The 16643-nt window shown below is 49.8% G+C and carries 20 protein-coding genes and 1 pseudogene; 2 read left to right on the top strand and 19 right to left on the bottom strand.

Features of this window, described 5'->3' with window-relative positions; genetic code table 11:
• Positions 1-19: 19 nt before the first annotated feature.
• Positions 20-219: pseudogene (locus SNR34_RS11490) on the top strand (IS30 family transposase); the annotation flags it as partial.
• 42 nt (positions 220-261) lie between these two features.
• Here SNR34_RS11490 and SNR34_RS11485 read toward each other — a convergent pair.
• The 11 genes from SNR34_RS11485 to SNR34_RS11435 form a co-directional block, all read right to left on the bottom strand.
• Positions 262-945: a 3'-5' exonuclease gene (locus SNR34_RS11485; protein WP_486181902.1), complete on the bottom strand. Its 684-nt coding sequence runs from the start codon at positions 943-945 to the stop codon at positions 262-264.
• Positions 946-1275: 330 nt separating this feature from the next.
• Positions 1276-1500 carry a hypothetical protein gene (locus SNR34_RS11480; protein WP_343259492.1) on the bottom strand — a complete coding sequence of 75 codons (225 nt, stop codon included), beginning with the start codon at positions 1498-1500 and terminating at the stop codon, positions 1276-1278.
• Between the two features lie 62 nt (positions 1501-1562).
• Positions 1563-2357, bottom strand: a complete 795-nt coding sequence (locus tag SNR34_RS11475) for an HAD family hydrolase (protein ID WP_486181901.1) — start codon at positions 2355-2357, stop codon at positions 1563-1565.
• Positions 2358-2370: 13 nt separating this feature from the next.
• Positions 2371-2742 carry a VOC family protein gene (locus SNR34_RS11470; RefSeq protein WP_486181900.1) on the bottom strand — a complete coding sequence of 124 codons (372 nt, stop codon included), beginning with the start codon at positions 2740-2742 and terminating at the stop codon, positions 2371-2373.
• A gap of 84 nt (positions 2743-2826) precedes the next feature.
• Entirely contained in the window at positions 2827-3180 is a 354-nt protein-coding gene (locus SNR34_RS11465) for a VOC family protein (RefSeq protein ID WP_236417256.1), read from the bottom strand.
• Positions 3181-3465: 285 nt separating this feature from the next.
• A complete protein-coding gene (locus SNR34_RS11460; RefSeq protein WP_236417255.1) occupies positions 3466-4563 on the bottom strand; it encodes a Gfo/Idh/MocA family protein in 1098 nt (365 codons plus the stop codon).
• Positions 4564-4612: 49 nt separating this feature from the next.
• Positions 4613-5785, bottom strand: a complete 1173-nt coding sequence (locus SNR34_RS11455) for a Gfo/Idh/MocA family protein (RefSeq protein WP_339277561.1) — start codon at positions 5783-5785, stop codon at positions 4613-4615.
• Positions 5782-6705: a sugar phosphate isomerase/epimerase family protein gene (locus SNR34_RS11450; protein ID WP_486181899.1), complete on the bottom strand. Its 924-nt coding sequence runs from the start codon at positions 6703-6705 to the stop codon at positions 5782-5784. Before SNR34_RS11450 ends, SNR34_RS11455 begins: the two co-directional genes overlap by 4 nt.
• 229 nt (positions 6706-6934) lie before the next feature.
• Complete coding sequence (locus SNR34_RS11445; protein WP_486181898.1) at positions 6935-7429, bottom strand: metallophosphoesterase family protein; 495 nt, start codon at positions 7427-7429, stop codon at positions 6935-6937.
• A 39-nt stretch (positions 7430-7468) separates the two neighbouring features.
• Positions 7469-7894, bottom strand: a complete 426-nt coding sequence (locus SNR34_RS11440) for an Rrf2 family transcriptional regulator (protein ID WP_236417247.1) — start codon at positions 7892-7894, stop codon at positions 7469-7471.
• A gap of 41 nt (positions 7895-7935) precedes the next feature.
• The gene (locus tag SNR34_RS11435) at positions 7936-8313 is read right to left on the bottom strand and encodes a DivIVA domain-containing protein (RefSeq protein ID WP_236417245.1); all 378 of its coding nucleotides are present in this window, start codon (positions 8311-8313) and stop codon (positions 7936-7938) included.
• A gap of 233 nt (positions 8314-8546) precedes the next feature.
• Here SNR34_RS11435 and SNR34_RS11430 point away from each other — a divergent pair, with 233 nt between their 5' ends.
• A complete protein-coding gene (locus SNR34_RS11430; RefSeq protein WP_486181897.1) occupies positions 8547-9113 on the top strand; it encodes a TraR/DksA C4-type zinc finger protein in 567 nt (188 codons plus the stop codon).
• Between the two features lie 224 nt (positions 9114-9337).
• Here the strand turns inward: SNR34_RS11430 and SNR34_RS11425 are convergent, their stop codons facing one another.
• From SNR34_RS11425 to SNR34_RS11390, 8 genes are all read right to left on the bottom strand, one after another.
• The gene (locus SNR34_RS11425) at positions 9338-10018 is read right to left on the bottom strand and encodes a helix-turn-helix domain-containing protein (protein WP_486181896.1); all 681 of its coding nucleotides are present in this window, start codon (positions 10016-10018) and stop codon (positions 9338-9340) included.
• A gap of 119 nt (positions 10019-10137) precedes the next feature.
• Complete coding sequence (locus tag SNR34_RS11420; protein WP_343259493.1) at positions 10138-11424, bottom strand: MFS transporter; 1287 nt, start codon at positions 11422-11424, stop codon at positions 10138-10140.
• Positions 11425-11668: 244 nt separating this feature from the next.
• Positions 11669-11944 carry a barstar family protein gene (locus tag SNR34_RS11415; protein WP_236417237.1) on the bottom strand — a complete coding sequence of 92 codons (276 nt, stop codon included), beginning with the start codon at positions 11942-11944 and terminating at the stop codon, positions 11669-11671.
• 15 nt (positions 11945-11959) lie between these two features.
• Positions 11960-12400 (bottom strand): ribonuclease, encoded by a 441-nt coding sequence (locus SNR34_RS11410; RefSeq protein ID WP_339277549.1) that lies wholly within the window; start codon positions 12398-12400, stop codon positions 11960-11962.
• A 257-nt stretch (positions 12401-12657) separates the two neighbouring features.
• A complete protein-coding gene (locus SNR34_RS11405; protein ID WP_486181895.1) occupies positions 12658-13677 on the bottom strand; it encodes a Gfo/Idh/MocA family protein in 1020 nt (339 codons plus the stop codon).
• A gap of 2 nt (positions 13678-13679) precedes the next feature.
• Positions 13680-14054: a replication termination protein gene (locus SNR34_RS11400; protein WP_236417231.1), complete on the bottom strand. Its 375-nt coding sequence runs from the start codon at positions 14052-14054 to the stop codon at positions 13680-13682.
• Positions 14055-14461: 407 nt separating this feature from the next.
• Positions 14462-15583: an acyltransferase gene (locus tag SNR34_RS11395; RefSeq protein WP_486182442.1), complete on the bottom strand. Its 1122-nt coding sequence runs from the start codon at positions 15581-15583 to the stop codon at positions 14462-14464.
• A 397-nt stretch (positions 15584-15980) separates the two neighbouring features.
• Entirely contained in the window at positions 15981-16589 is a 609-nt protein-coding gene (locus tag SNR34_RS11390; RefSeq protein WP_339277545.1) for a general stress protein, read from the bottom strand.
• Positions 16590-16643: the final 54 nt, after the last annotated feature.

The following is a 16643-nucleotide window of genomic DNA, read 5'->3' as shown; positions in this document are numbered from 1 at the left end:
AAGGATATTTATACGTTTATTTGTGGACCCTTATTCCCCTTGACAACGGGGTTCCAATGAGAATGCGAACGGGCTGCTTCGAGAGTTTTCCCGAAAGGTACGGATCTTGCTGAGGTGAAGGATGAAAAGCTTGCCCGTTCCCTTGATTTAATCAATAACAGACCCCGTAAGTTTTTGTTTTTTTATCCTCCATGGACCGAGGTCGAATGCCCATTATAAGAATATGTTGTTAGGTTAGATTGTTGCTTTATCCCGTTATACTTACAAGAGTTTCTGCAGTTGTACTCTCTTTATTGTTAGAGGATTCTGAATATTGATGTCAACGATTTCTCTATTATTTAGTTCTATCATCAGCTCATTGAATATTCTTGCAATCAAGAAACTATCTCCTAGTGCATTATGCCGCCTTATATCTGAGTCATCGATGTTAAAATACTTAATCAAAAAGTTTGTAGAAATGATTTCAACAACCTCGGGAAAAAGAAATGTGAATAATGCTTTAGTATCAATGATCTTATTAGGAATCATCCGTAAATTGTTTCTTTTACATTCATTCATCAGCAACGGCCAATCATACTCATAACCAGCTTGAGTTACTAATACTGCCCCTTTGCAAAAGTCTATGAATTCAGAGAAAACTTCTGTTAATTGTGATGCTTCAATAACATCTTCATTAGTAATTCCAGTTAATCGCTCAATCACTTCAGGTATCGGTTTAGATGGTTTAATCAATGTTTCATATGTCTTTTCGATTTCGCCTGAACGGCTATTCATGATCAGCGCACCAATTTGAATAATTTGGTCCTCTTCTTCATTTGGCCCTGTGGCCTCTAAATCAAAGATACAGAACCTTTGGGTTGGAATACTCTCAATAATCAACTCAGACACGATATACTCCGTTTCAGAAACCATATCTATCTTCAACGAAACACCTTCCTTCAACATTGCAGTAATGTTTCAGCTAACGTTCCCCATGCTCACTGTCCTAACCAAGGTGCTAGGTGTCTGGCTACTTCTGCTTCCCCGGAATCCCTCAGTACTTAACCGCATTAATCAATCACACAAGGCCACTGCGAGTGCAGTACCATCTTCCGATCGCTGTTATCCCCAGATTTTTTTGAATCCCCTCTTCTTAGGGGAAAATCCGGTGATAAGCCTATGCTTCCGATGCAGCTTTCTTTCAGAAAGCTTTTAGGCGAACGCTTCGCTTCTCCAGATTGGTTCTGCCTCTCCGTTTACGTATGTATGTTTTTTGCGGTTTATATAGGGTTTACTCTATTTCTTATTCGATTGTTTTGATCTACCCTCATTTCTTTTTGTAATCAACACTGTTAGGTTTCCACCTGTAATTAAGATGGAGAATAAACAGACCGTCATTAACCAACTGATATTCATGCTCTCTTTATCTTGCTTTAATAAATATAGAACTGCTCCAGCAGTAACAGTAAATATCACACCAAAGAGTAGTGTCGTTAATATTCTTACTCTATTGTTTTTCATCGCCCTAGACTCCATTCTTTAATGTCAGCACCAAACATTCTTTTCCTTACACAGGTTTCGATCTAACGTTCTCGTATTCCCGAAATAAAGTCTTCTAAGATCATTGCCACTCCATCGTTATCATTAGTTTCAGTAATCTCTTTCGATATCAGTTTCAATTCTTCAATGGCATTCCCCATTGCCACCGGCCATCCACAAGAATTAAATAATCCTATGTCATTAAAATCATCACCAAAAACCATGACGTTTTCGAGTGAAATGTTCATCGCCTTGCATAAAACCGCTACTGCATTTTCCTTAGAAGCCCTAATGGATGAAAGCTGAGTTAGCTTTCCATTGTCTGTAGTTAGAATATTTAATTTCGTATTAAATTTCTCCATGAATGAAACCATATCAATGTTTCCAGAAAAAAGGATCTTTGATGCCTCAAGTCGTTTGAGATCTTCAAGTGGCTTTACAATAGGGTTATCTTTGACCTTAATGAGTGTTGTGTAGTCATATTCCCTTAAACTCATCCATTCATCTTTCACTTCTAAACTTAAGTCAAGATCAGGGTTACAATTGAGACAATAATCCAGGATTTCAGCTGTAGTTTCAGATTCAATCGGTACATGATCGTTAATTCCTGTATGCTCACATTCTATATAAGCCCCATTGTAATAAATAAAAGAACTTAATCTGAGTAATTCTTCTTTCATAAATGACCTGACTGCTCTTGGAGGACGTGCTGTCGCAAAGATGAATTTCATTCCTAGACTTATGCACTCCGTAATGGCATTATAGCTACGTTGAGATATTTCTTTATTTGAGTTGAGGAGTGTACCATCTAAATCTAAAACTACTAATGGAAACTTCATTGAAATCCCCTCTCTAATTTTGAGCATTCGGCTGATATGCACCTAACTCGTTTCCAAATGGATCAACGAATTTAATAACCCATCCAAATCCTTCATCTTGATACATTCTTATGATGGTTTTGTTTTCCTTTAATGTTTCAAATAGTTTCTTTATATCCTTTGTCAAAAACATAAATGCCGGCATCGGAAAATCCTCTTCTGAGAGCCATGAAACGTTTGTATCTTTGCTGCTTTGATGAAGCATTAACAACGGTCCTTCGCCAAATTTCAGCCACCCTAAAGACATAATCTCTAATCCAAGGACATTGGAATACCATTCCGTTGCTTTTTCAAGATTACTTACCGGTAATTGAACATGATCTACACACTGAATTAGCTTGCTCACAATACATTCCTCCCAAATGAATAGCATTTTCTTTACTAGCACTATAAAAAAAGATCTGCTTTGCAGACCCAAAATTCAAAACTATTATGACTTATTCTGAATTAATCCAATTCCATTACCTACAGGATCAACTAAATAGGCTAAATAAAAATTATCGAATTCCATCTTATCTCTTACAATCTGAGCTCCTAATTCAACTGACTTCCTAATGGATTCTTCAATATCGTCTACTTCAATTTGAATCCTTGTTCCATGCGGAAAATCTTGAGGTCCTTTGGAAATACCTCCATGTATTCCTGGTTTATGATCATCGCCTGTTGTCACTGGGTAGTAACCCCAATTAGGCTCAGCAATCTTCCATCCGAAAACCGAAGAATAAAAAGCTGCTGCACGTTCCGGGTCTTGACTACTTAACTCAAATAATACTACTCTCCCCATAAATAACGCCTCCACATATGGAATTAATATCCAGAAAAAAATACTAACCTCACTCATCCTTAGAATCGTATTATTCATTTGCTAAAATTGGTTAGGTTTTACATAACGTTGTGTATTCATGAAATCCATGTACTTCGTAAATTCCTGCCCTTCGTATATCATAACCCATATTGTGGTATTTGCGAACAGGAATTTCCTGATCCTCCATACCAAAAAGGCAACCGCATCAGCAAGCTGCCTTTCTCGTACAACATTTATTCTCCTGGCATCAATCTCTTACCCTACTCACTTCGAACCATGACTTTCCACCGCTCGGTCTACCATCGCCTTCTGCTGCGCGATCAGGCAAATCTCTGCCGCCTTGAAGGCATGCTCCTGGGTCATTGCCGTTTCCGTACGTTCCATGCAGTCACGGATGAGCGCGCCGAAGAACGGGTAACCCACTTTGCCTTTGACGCCGAATCGGTATTCGCCTTCGTGGTTCACCAGATATACCTGATCCCCTTGCGCCTCTCTGGCAATGTCGGTATATTTGCGCAGCTCGATGTAACCGTCGGTGCCCAGAATAACGGTCCGGCCGTCGCCCCAAGTGCCGAGTCCATCCGGCGTAAACCAGTCCACCCGGAAATAACCGGAGGCCCCGTTATTGCCAGTCAGCGACGCTTCGCCGAAATCCTCCAGTTCGGGGAACTGCGGATGGTGGAAATTATGCACCCGGCTGTAATTGACTTCAGCATCCGTACAGGACGCAAACGTCAGAAACTGCTCGAACTGATGGCTCCCGATATCGCAAAGGATGCCCCCATACTGCGCATGCCGGAAAAACCAATCCGGTCTCGAAGCCGCATTTAATCGGTGCGGTCCGGTACCCATGACTTGCACGACCCGGCCGATCGCGCCGTCGTCGATCAGTTGGCCGGCATAAATCGCACTTTCCACATGCAGGCGTTCGCTGTAATACACCATGTATTTTTTTCCGGTGCGCTTCACTTCCTCACGGGCGAGGGATAACTGTTCCAGCGTCGTAAACGGCGCTTTATCCGTAAAGTAATCTTTGCCTGCCGCCAGCACTCTCATGCCCAGCGGGGCCCGTTCGGAGGTAATCGCTGCCCCGGCTACCAGCTTCACGTCATCATCCGTCAGTACCTGCGCTTCGGACGATGCGGCTTGAGCTTGGGGAAATTTCTGGCGGAACGCTTCCACTTTGGCCGGGTCTGGATCGTATACCCATTTCAGCGTGGCACCGGCCTCGACCAATCCCTGGACCATGCCGTAGATATGTCCGTGGTCCAACGCCACCGCACCGATCGTAAATTCCCCCGGACCGCAAACAGCCTCTCTTTTGATACTTTTGGGAGCATAGAACATTCCGTCTTTCGGCATACCGTTTCCATCCTTTCGCATGTAAAATTTAGAGTGGCCACAGCTTCAATTATTTGAACGTCTGTGAAAGGTCGGCAGGCTGAGCGCTGCGGCTCACTTGTTCTTTCTTGAACGTCGAATTCGCGATTCGCGCCTGCAAATGCTCATGGAACAGGTCCTCATCGATCGGCAGATCGACCCAGTTATCGGTCCAGGTAGACAGCAGCATCGCATTGGACAACGTTAAACCATGAATCCCCTCCACGCCCGGAGCAATCAGCTTCTCACCGTTTCGTATCGCGTTGATCCAATTGCGAATGAGGCCAGGGTGACCGGACTCCGTTCCATGAATGGGAACTTCACATTTCCAGCATTCCGGTTGACCGAATCCCCCCGTGTAACGACGGTTGAACTCCGGCTCCGGTTCACGCAGCCGCCAGAACGTCAGCTTCCCCTCTTCGATGACGATTTTGCCGCGATCGCCGCTCACTTCGAACCGGTTCGTGCCCGGCGCTTCGCCTGTCGTCGTCACGAAAACGCCGGTTGCTCCATTTTCATACTCGACATATGCGGTCACGTCGTCCTCGACTTCGATGTTTCGATACTTGCCGAAAGCACAGAAGGCCCGCATGCGGACAGGCATCATGCCGATCGTCCACTGCCAGAGGTCCAACTGATGCGGATCCTGATTGATCAGAACGCCGCCGCCTTCGCCGGCCCATGTCGCACGCCAGCCGCCGGAGTCGTAATAACTTTGCGAGCGGTACCAGTTCGTAATGATCCAGTTCGTTCGTCTGACCTCGCCAAGCTCTCCGGATGAGATCAGGTCCTTCAGCTTTACGTAGAGCGGATTGGTCCTCTGGTTGTACATAATGGAAAATACCTTGCCGCTGGCTGCGGCAGCTTCATTCATGAGACGGACTTGTTTCGTATATACTCCCGCCGGTTTCTCGATCATGACATGCAGCCCATGGCGGAACGCCTGAATGGCCTGCTCGGGGTGATCGTAATGCGGCGTAGCAATGATAACCGCATCGATCGTGCCCGAAGACATCATTTGCTCCGGCTCTTGCCAAAATGCCACCGATGACGGAAGATTCGCGGTCACCCATTCCGCCATTTCGCTCCTGACATCGCATACCGCAGCCAGTTCAGCCCCTGGCACATCTCCTGCAGCAAGCGTTCTGGCATGCGCTGCTCCCATATTTCCGATCCCGATCACCGCTACTCTCACTAAGCTCATACTCGCACTTCCTCCTCCAGTTGACGTTCAATGCCTGCCATCACGTCGGCAAAATGCTGAAGCATCTCCGCCGAAGCATACGTTCCGCTAAAGTCTTCAATACCGTAATATCCATCGTATCCGACCGCTTTAAGATCCCGGACAACCTGCACCCAATCCACGATCCCACCTGTGAGCGGAGCCCACCGGGATGTCCATCCGGCCCGAAGCGGTAACGAGGCCGCCGACGTGGTCCCTCCCTCGTTCGATTCAGCATCGGCCTGTTCCTTTGCGTCCGGATACCATCCTGCATTTTTCACATGCACATGTGCCAGATAAGGTCCCAACAATTCCAGTCCCATCCGGTAATTTTCATACCCTTCATGTACCATGTTGCCTGGATCGTACAGTACGCCCACATGGTCGGGATCCAGCGATTCCACCAGCCGATAGGCGAGCGAAGCCGTCGGTGCAATCGTGAAATGATGCGTTTCCACCAGTGCCTTGACCTTGTATTGTTTGGCAAGATCCTGGACCTCTGTCAAATAACGCACAGCCTGGGCGTACAACGCTGGATACGCCGTTTGGCGGTTGTACCCCGGTACGCCCACGCGCATCATGGAAGCTCCCAGCGCAGAAGCTGCCTCAAAGGCTTGCACAGTCGCAGGCAGATCGCCACAGTTCAGGTAGGGTACAAGCGCAATGGAACGCCGGCCATGTTGAATGGCTGCTTCACGGAATGCAGGTACGTCTTCTTCCCAACGGGCAGGATCGATGGAACAACGGTTATTTCCCCAAAAAGAAGGCGTCTCGGACCGTGCGGCCTCCGGGATGCCGCGAAATCTCCACTCCACCCCTTCGATTCCGGCCGAGGCTGCAGCCGCAGCCAATTGTTCTGCCGTCATGTCCGGGGTTGCCACGGTAAATACGGACAGCTTCATTGTGCTCATCTCCCTTATGTAATCGTATTCAAATCAAGGTTTACCCGCATTGTAGCATTCCTTGAAGCGCCTCCATACCCACTTGGCGAAACAGATGAACGAGAGATAAACGCAGCGCCAGATTGCGCATTCAGAGATAAACCCATACAGCAAAAAAAAGCACCCCCATTCAGAAATCATTTCTGAAAAAGGAATGCTTCACGGTTCATCGCATGGTTATGGACAAACATTACCGATCATAAAAGACGTGCTCGGCCTGCAATGATCCTCCATCCGTATGGATGATGCCAAAGGAACACTGCGGCTGACGCCGGCGATCCGTCGCTGAACCGGGATTAAAAACAAGCAGGCCATTCACCGTCCGCAGCAGCGGAATATGCGAATGCCCGAAAATAACCGCATCCACATGCTGCCCGGCAAACGTGGCAATGGCGTTCTCCTCCGTCGATTTCGAGCCGATGTGGCCGTGTACCAGTCCAAAACGGAAACCGTCCGCTTCCACAATCCGGGAATATCCCAACTTTCTCCCGATGCTGCCCGGATCGGTGTTGCCCGCAACTCCCTCCACCGGAGCATAACCGCTCAACAGTTCATATACGCTCCAATCCGACCAATCGCCGGCATGCAGGATAAGATCGGCTTCGGGCAATGCTGCCAGCAGCGGCTGCGGCAATTCCTTTGCCCTTCCGGGCATGTGAGTGTCGGAAATAACGACGATTTTCATGCGTTCTCCTCCTTTCGATGCGATTCCGGGCCAAAGCGGTTACCGGACCGCGACTTCGCTGTCCGCACAGGCACGTTCCATATCCTCCAATGTAATCGTGGCAAAAAACTGCTGTACCTTTTCCTCGGCCACCCGGTACAGGTTCGTCAGCAAGCCATCGATCCGCATGCCTACGTCGCAGTTTGGATTGCAATTGCCGTGGATCGGGAATAGCGGCCCCTCGTCCTTGGCAGCTTCATAGATCATCGCCAGCGTGATTTCGCTGGACGGCTTAGCCAGATAAAACCCCCGGGTTCCCGGGGACGAATCGACGAGGCCCGCCTTTTTCAGGCTGCCCATAATGCGTCTGACCACAACCGGATTGGTGTTGACGCTCCCCGCAATCAATGCGGAAGTCATTCGCTCAGGAGCGCTGCACGACAACAGCAGCAGACAGTGCACACTGACCGAAAAATGAGTACTCATGATTAACCACCTTTTATGTTTGATAAACCCGTTGCGCTTGCTTATTCCGGAAACAAATTTTGTTCAGGGCGCGCTCTAAGCTTCAATTGGCGCACGCTGTATTCCAGCTGCTTTACGATGTCTTCAAGCTGTTTGCGGTCGATTTTGTTCGGATCCTCCACCGGTTTGGCCGTTGCCTTGAGCTCGCGGATCGTAAGCTGCTGGTCCTGCCATTTGTCCATCAGATCGGCAATATTGGCATAGAAGCGTTCGTAATCCTTGATCACGATGTCCAGATACGCATCCACTTCTTCCGGATCGTAGCCGCGCAATTTATAGTTGAATTGCTTTTCATGTATGGACAATGCGTCCAACTGTACGCCCAGCTGTTTGAACAGCTGTTTTTGTTTGTCCAATCTTCGTTTCATATGTTCATCCATCTCGACGCCCTCCATTAGAACGCGCTGCGGTCCCATGCGGCTGTGCTAGGAACCAGCGGCATTATCTCTATATATTTTTTATAACACATTATTCGAAAGATATAAAATCATCTCCATCATTATCCCCAGGATATGCCGCTATTCACGGACAACCTCATTCAGGCAGCATGATTGCACCGCATGAAATTCGGGTAAAAACGAACTACACCACGCATTTGAAAGGAGCATTCATAATGAGTACATTGACGAAAACCGAGCTGTCCAACCTCAAAAACGCGCTCCTGGAACAACGTGAGAACCTGCAGCGCCATTTCGCCTCAAGCATGGAGGATGGGGCTCCCGCAGAGTCGCTGAAGGATTCCACAGGAGAACTGTCATCCTATGACAACCACCCTGGAGACGCGGGTACCGAAACCTTCGAACGCAGTCGCGACCTGGCCGTGGACGAGACGCTTGCGGACGAATTCGACCAGATCAACGCAGCGCTGGAACGAATGCACGACGGAACGTACGGCACCTGCATCATCTGCGGAAAAGATATTCCCTACGAACGGCTGGAGGCCATCCCATATACCGCTTATTGCATCGATGACACCCCCAACAGGGAGCTGAGCAGCGACCGACCTGTCGAAGAAGATGTCATGACCTTGCCTCCAAGGGGCGCCGGACAAGCACGCCAGCGCCATGCAGGCAAGTTTGATCATGCAGACGCTTGGGAAGCCGTCAGCGAATACGGAACGTCCGATTCGGAGACAACCGTGCCGGGACGCGGCACTGCAAGCCGCGAGGAGAACCTGTAACATTAGTCCGTTCATTCCCTCACTATTTATTGCAGCTAGGTCATTTCGCATCTGCAGCCCAACACCCTGCCGATGAACCGCGATGACCCGCACCCGGAAGCACCCAAAAGCTAAACCGTCAAAAGCCGCCCGCAGGCGGCTTTTGGTCATGCCATTCGATCTGGTTTTGCTTTCATTTTCGGGTGGTGACTGGCAGACCGAATGAGCTTGAATACATTGATGCCTTACCTTTTCCTTTTCGCGGACGCTGCTGACCGAGTCCCGGCATGGCCTGAATCCTTAGAACCTGAGCGGGATTTACGCTCGCCCTTCCCTTGAGGTTCGACATCGTCGCTACCCGCCGATGGAGCATCTTCCATCTGTTCGGACACGGTTACGAACAATTGGAATGCTTGCTGTTCTCCCCGCTTTCCTTTTTCAGCATACGGTTCGCACAGTTTCGTGATTGCCTTAAAAAGCTGTTCCATCTCTTCCCGGGTTCCGTACAGCGCCATGTCCGAAATTTGCCCAAACATGTCTTCGCCATGCTCCGCCTGTTTCATAAACCGTCGGCGGCTCTGTTCGTACATTTCATTGAGCAGTTTCATCGCTTCGGAACGAAACACCTGTTTCAGGGGTGAATTCTCCTCGTCCTCATGCCGCAGATGGATTTCCCCTTTGAACGGTTCATAATATTTGGCGATGATACCGTTGATTTCGCGCGTCGAAACCATGCTGAGCAGGCCGATGGATTCGAGTTTTTTCACATGGTAATGCACCTTGGCGGGTACCTCGCCCATGAGATCCGCGATTTCCTTGACGGTGGACGGACGGCCTTGTTTGTTATACATATTCAAGATCTGCATCCGGTAAGGATCAGAGTATATTTTGACTTCCTCTATGGTTGATAACACTTTCCGCTGCATACCTGTAACCTCTTTTCCGGGTACCTGGTGTCTTCCAATCTCCTACCATTATAGCGTTTGAAAGCGCAGGCGGTCAAAAGGCTTGCTGCAGATACTCATGGTTGTTTCACGGTTCTCCCCTACTTCAAAACACGGCGGAACGTAGGGCTCATGATGAGCCCTGCCGCAGACAATGCCATCGCTACGCCAAAGCCGATAAACAGGATGGGCATAGGCACCCACTCGGCGATGGCTCCGGAGAGCAGGCTTCCAAGGGGAACAGCGCTGAGGCACAGCATGCTTTGAAACGCCGATACTCGGCCAAGCATGCCGGAAGGCGTCACCTCCATCATGTAAGAAGCCAGCGGCGTGGTGGCCAGCGGAATGCCGAAGCCCATCAGCAAAGCGAAAACGGCCGCCACAGCCAGCGGATACTGCCCGATATAGGCAGGCAGCGCGGTCATTGCATAACTGAGCCCAAGCATCACAATGCCGAGGATGACCAGCAGGCTTTTGCGGTAATTGGAACCCCAGTTCGTCAGCCACAACCCGCCCAGTACCATGCCTGCAACCATCATTCCGCTCAGCAGGCTTAATCCGCCGGCCCCGGCATTCAATATTTCAGTCACATAAGGCGTGCGCAGCACATTAAAGGGCATTAAGCAAAAATTGACGAAAGCAAACAGGAAGGAGGTCATTAAAAGGACGGGAATCGTGCGCAAAAAGCGAAATGCTTCAATAATTTCGGAGAAAAGACTGCCGTGGGGAGCGGCGGCTTCGCCTGGTTCACTCGTGTCTTCAAGAACCACATCGGGCCGAATACCCGGAAATACCACCTTGGCCATGAAGAAAGCGCTGGCCCCGAACAAGGCCGCATCGATCCATAGGGTCCACGCGATGCCGGCTCCGGCGATCAGGGCACCGGCCGCGGCGATGCCGGCAAGCTCTGACATGCGCGCGATGGATGAGGACAATGCGTTTCCGGACAACAGCAGACCGGGAGGCAGCAATCGGGGAACGCTGGACGTCTCGGCAGGAGTGGCAAAACATTCAAGCAGCGAAACGAGCACGGTCATGACAAACAGATGCCATACTTGCAGTTCACCGAGACTAAACAACAGTGCCGTCAAACCTACCAGCGTTCCCCTGCCGGCGTACGCCAGCACGATGACTTTTTGGGGAGACATCCGATCTACCATCGCCCCGGCAAACAGACCAAACAGAATGTTGGGCAAAAAGTTCACGGCCATCAGCGTGCCCATCAACAGTTTGGAGCCTGTGAGCAGATATACCATCCAGCCGTATGCGATGGAATCTACCGAATCGCCAAACCTGGAAATGGTCCTTGCCAGCATGAATTGCGCATATGAGCGATTTCGCAGCAACTCGAAAATACCTTGTTTTTGCACCACCGTGCTCTCACTCATCATACATCCACCCTTCAACGTGAAAATAATTTTAATGTTAATTTTATTTTAATGGTAATTCATGAAAGTTCAACCCCTTCGTGAAAAAAAATTTAACCATCCCTGCCGCAGCCAATACGAACTAAGGCAAACAAAAAAACAGACCCTTGTCCTCCAAAGGTCTGTCCATTCGCTTCATGCTCCATCGAGCCATATTGATTTGGAACCGAAAATATTGCGTTGCCCTGCTTTGCTTTTCAAACGATTAGTCTTCAACCAGAAATCTAAAATCGGGCAACTCTTGTTCCGCCTCCTCCATCAGGCTGCGAAACCGTTCGGCATCGGCACCAAGACGCTGCTCGCTGATGCCGTAATTTACCCATTTGAGTTCGAGCGGCATTTCTGCCATGGCGGTCAATCCATCCCACAGCGCATCCAGATTCGCACCGTAGAAATCCGGCAGCTTTAATTTCGTCTTCAATTGTTCATGCAGCTCCGAGCTCGTGGAAAATTGGGTTCCATCCAAAATAACGCTACCCATCGTCTCTTCCTTTCTTTACTTCATTCGCGTAAACGTCACGTAATGATCCGTCGTTTTGTAGATCAAGCCATCATTAGAATACACGATTCTGTCTGCATTGCGAAAGCCCGAGGTGTAATTGATATCCGCTTCGCGCCAAACTCTTCCGCTGGCTGAAGGCAATTTGCCCTCCCGGTTGCTGAACACGTCGCCGCCAATGCTTTTTCCCGGCGCCACCACGGCCAAATTGCCCTTGGATGCTACCCAGCCGAGTGCTGTCGCCTGCGATTTGGTAATAAAGTTGCACGGTAACGTGCCGTTGGCGCTTAAATAGTTTGCTACGCCGTTAAACGTGTTGATGATCGTGCATGTGGCTGCCGATGCTTTCTGCTGCGCAGCCGGGGCGAACTGTGCTCCCGTCAGAAACACAAATGTAAACATGACGGCAAGCAAAACGGTGGACCAAAACTTTTTCATTGTGACCAGCCTCCCTCGGTTTGATTGAAATGAAAGAACTGCTTTACCCGTTTTGCCTTTGACAAGATGACTATAGACAAGTTCTTCCAAAATCATTTATATCACGCCATTTAGGGAGAAAGGTCAACATAAATAGATTTATTTGTAAATTTTTAAATATTTTGAAAACCAAAAGAAAAAGACTCGCATCGCAAGGAATGGAGTCTACCTTTCTGACATTCAGGGATGGGCATCCGCCTGCTGGCGCAGAATGCCGCTTACCTTGCATTCGGGCTGTCCAGAACGATTCGCTGCCGGGTACGGGCCGATTGCAAGCACGCTTCGATCACACGCATATTGTTGATGGTGTTTTCCGGCGTAAACGGCAACGGTTTACCGTCAAGGACCGCGTCGGCAAAAGCTTCTGCCTGCAATACGTAAGAGTTGGACACGGACACCCGCTCCTCGCGGCTGACGGAGTCCAAATGTATAATAATTTGCGGCGGAATGTCGCTGTTTTCCCAACCGAACACTTTGGGCAGTTCAATCCGCCCTTCTGTACCGAGGATTTCCATTTCGGCTCTTCCTGATGCCCATAGGCCGCAGTCGAACGTCAGCGAAACGGAACCCGGAAACTCGACAAGCCCGGAGGCCATCATGTCCACACCGCCATGTTCCTCCGAAAAAAACGCATTTACGGTAACGGCTTCGGGCTCCTGCCCAAGATACATCCGCGCTGCGGATATGGGGTATACCCCCAGGTCGAACAGCGAGCCTCCGCCCATCTCCGCTTTGAACCTGACGTTGTCTTTATCATCTGCCGAATTGCAGGTAAAATTGCCATGGATCGCGCGCACGCGCCCGATTTCTCCGCTGGCAATAATCTCTTCCACCCTCCTGTGCTTGGGGTGATATCGGTACATGATCGCTTCGGCAAATAACACCCCATGCTTCCGGCAGGCCTCGATCATTTCCATGGATTCCTCCGCAGTGAGAGCGGCCGGCTTCTCGCATAATACATGTTTTCCGGCCTCCGCCGCCTTGATCGTCCATTCCTTGTGCAGATGGTTTGGCAGCGGGACATACACGGCTTCAATATCCGGATCCGCAATAAGCTCGTCATAGCTGCCGTACACCCTCGCAATGTTCAACTCTTCCGCAACGGCCTTGGCCTTTTCCAAGCTGCGGCTGGCCAATGCCAGCACTTCGCCGCGTTCGGACTGCTGGATCGCAGGCATCACCGCGTTTTTTGCAATCGTGGATGCGCCCAGCACACCCCACTGTAACCGCCTCTGCATACTCATCTTCCTTTCGTGCCGTAGTTGTCCTGCTCTGCCTTGTGCAGCATGCCGAGACAGCGGTCCAAGTCGGCTTTGACCTGCTTTTTGTACAGCTCCGCTTTCTCCGCGCCGTCTGGCGTAAAATGGTACAATACGATTTCCTGGAAATCCACCTTGGGATCGTTGCCCTTCAGTTTTTTCGTTCGATAAAAAATGCCCTGCTGCACCAGTTCGTGCAGTGCCCGGTAGATCTCGCTCTGAGGCGGCACATACCCGTAAGCTTTGAATTCCTGCTTCATGGCCTCCAGCATCTCATAGCCATATCCTCTATGCTGTTCGACCATTGTGATGAGATAGAGCTTGATAAATGCCCGCTGCGCAATCATAAAAGCCATGCCCGTTCCCCCCTCTTTGTCCAAAACTTGCTAATTCCATTATAAAACTTATGTTCGCATTCTGCCATCTTCCTCCGTTTTTCGGATGGAGGCAAACGTCCGGAAGAACGGCGACAGGAGGCAGGTCATATCGGGGGGTGAGACCGGCGCGCACTCTGTTTTGGTTATTATGAATTTTTCATATGTTTAAATTTTGACACTTAGAAATTACGTTGTTCTCTTTATGTTTTTAAGCGATGACTGTCATTTAACAAATTCGATCGGAACGGCCAGTTCGCGTGCCTGCATATCGGATGCTGTACTGCCAACATCTTCTCGCGCAGCATTGGTCAAGACCCGGGTCGGGCGGCGGGCGGTGTGTTTGTTGTGAATTTTTCATATGTTGATTGATTCATCATTCTAAGAAATTATCTTTTTTTCTTATGATCCGGAACCGTGCCAACGATCCATCTGCCCCAAGCAAACCTGGAAACGATCCAAGTGAGTATGCATGACAGCGTAAGCGCGAGCAGCCAGGTCAGGATCATGCGGATCACCGGGTTCAAACCCAGCGCCACATACATTCGTTCATCCGGGATATAGCTGTAGCGGAGCATTAACATGTGCATTAAATAACCGCCATAGGAAACCCCGCCAATCCATGAGAGCCATTTCAACGTCCGGGGGTGCCGCAATTTGTTTGCCAGATCATACATGACCATGATGGAAGCAACGAGAAACAATGCCATGTCCGGCCGGATCAGACTTACCGTATAAAACGTGATCTGGATCCCTTCGGGCTTCTGAAATTCCTGCAGTAACAAATATATAAACCGCAAACCCGTTATTATAAACACCGCCCAGTATACCCCTCGGTACCGTTCGACCCATTCGTTCCAGCGCTGAACGGCCATTCCGGCAGCCGCGCCCAGCACAAAATAAAAGAAAAAGTACAGGAAATTGCGGTCCGCATATGTCGTGAACATGTCCGTCAGCACCGGGATGTTCAACTTCTCCATGCCGCGCGCAATATTGCCGAGTTGTCCCGCAAGCACCAGGTATGCTGCACCGGAGACCAGCAGGGCGATCATCCGCCCCTTCGAGTCAAATCGACGGTACACGTATCGTACGGCTGTCAAAAACAGCGGAAATACGAGATAGAACTGAATCAACATGATGATATACCAGAAATGCGAGCTTGTTTTGCCTGTGATCAGCTTGAGTGCCAGCCCGGGAATCTCCTGCCAACCAAAACCGGCCCAGATCCCCGGCGTAAGAGCAAACGTAATCAAGGCCCAGATCACATATGGAATAATGACGTCCTTCCATCGCTTGAACATGAATTGTCCGTAATGAAGCTTTTCCCCAGTGTTGTAAAACAGCACTATACCTGTGATAAAAATAAATAACGGCACGGCAAACTTGGTAGCCATGAGCAAAATCGCCAGCAACACGCCGTCTTCCAGCCGCGTTTCCGGCACAAGCGAAAAATGGGCGATGGCATGCTGCAGCACAACGGCGGCAAAAGCCATGCCTCTTAGACTTTCAATAGCTGCGATTCGTTCCTTCCTCGGAATCTCTGCCGCCTCCTTCCACGATCATATTGGATATGATCAAATCATGTATTCACCGATGGGAATGTTCCCTTGAACGGCCAGATCTCAAAAACAAATCCGTTGTCCCTATGTATTCATGCTTCCCTCTAACGCCCCCGCGCATAACCGGGTTGCCTGGCACCGGACGCCATACAGAAGCCGGCTTCCCCACAGGAAAACCGGCTTTTGTAGACTGCCAGACAGGAGGGCCGGGCTGATCCGAGCCTCTCTTTTATGTTGTCCGCATAACATTCGAATCATGGGCTCGCGAGCACGCAAGCCGTGAATCTGCCAGATGCCCATTTAGAGAATCGCAAGCGGCAACCGATCAACTTCGAAGTTTCCGTGATCGTCACAGGAACGTATTGTTTCCGTATTTCGCGGCTTTGGTCTGCGCTTCCAGCCTCTGTTCCTCCATGTCCAGGTCCGTGCGTTCTACGGGCCTGGCTTGATCCGCCTCGTAATGGTTATATCTGTCCCGGTTCAGCTCGCTGCTGTTCCGAAACACATCATACACGACCGAATCGCGATCGGATGTATCAACCAGCAGCAAAATTTTGCCGCCCCGAACGTATTCTTCGTATTGCCGGGCATCCTCCTCCGGTATTCCCATGCCGACCAATCCGCCGACGAGTCCGCCAGCGCCTGCACCAATCGCTGCCCCGGTGAACGTAGCGGCGATCGGTCCGGCGGCCAGAATCGGGCCGATGCCCGGAATGGCGAGCGCCCCGATGCCTGCCAGCAGCCCGACCACGCCGCCCATTACGCCGCCAGTCGCCGCACCAGCAGCCACGCCTTCCGGCGCTTTTGAGCCGGTTTCCTCGCGAATCGCTCTCAGCTCATCCCGGTCTTGCGTTACCACCGAAATTTCTTCCGGCTGAAATCCGTGCTGCTTCAACGCTTCTACTGCTTGGGAAGCCTCACGTTCCGTATTGAAAACACCAACGATTTTATTTTGCATAACCAATCCCTCCTCAGTTTGTAGCCGGCAGCACCCTGCCCTGTACCTTCACCG

This window comes from Paenibacillus sp. XP01 (assembly GCF_057364885.1).
This window is presented reverse-complemented; position numbering and strand designations above follow the sequence as displayed.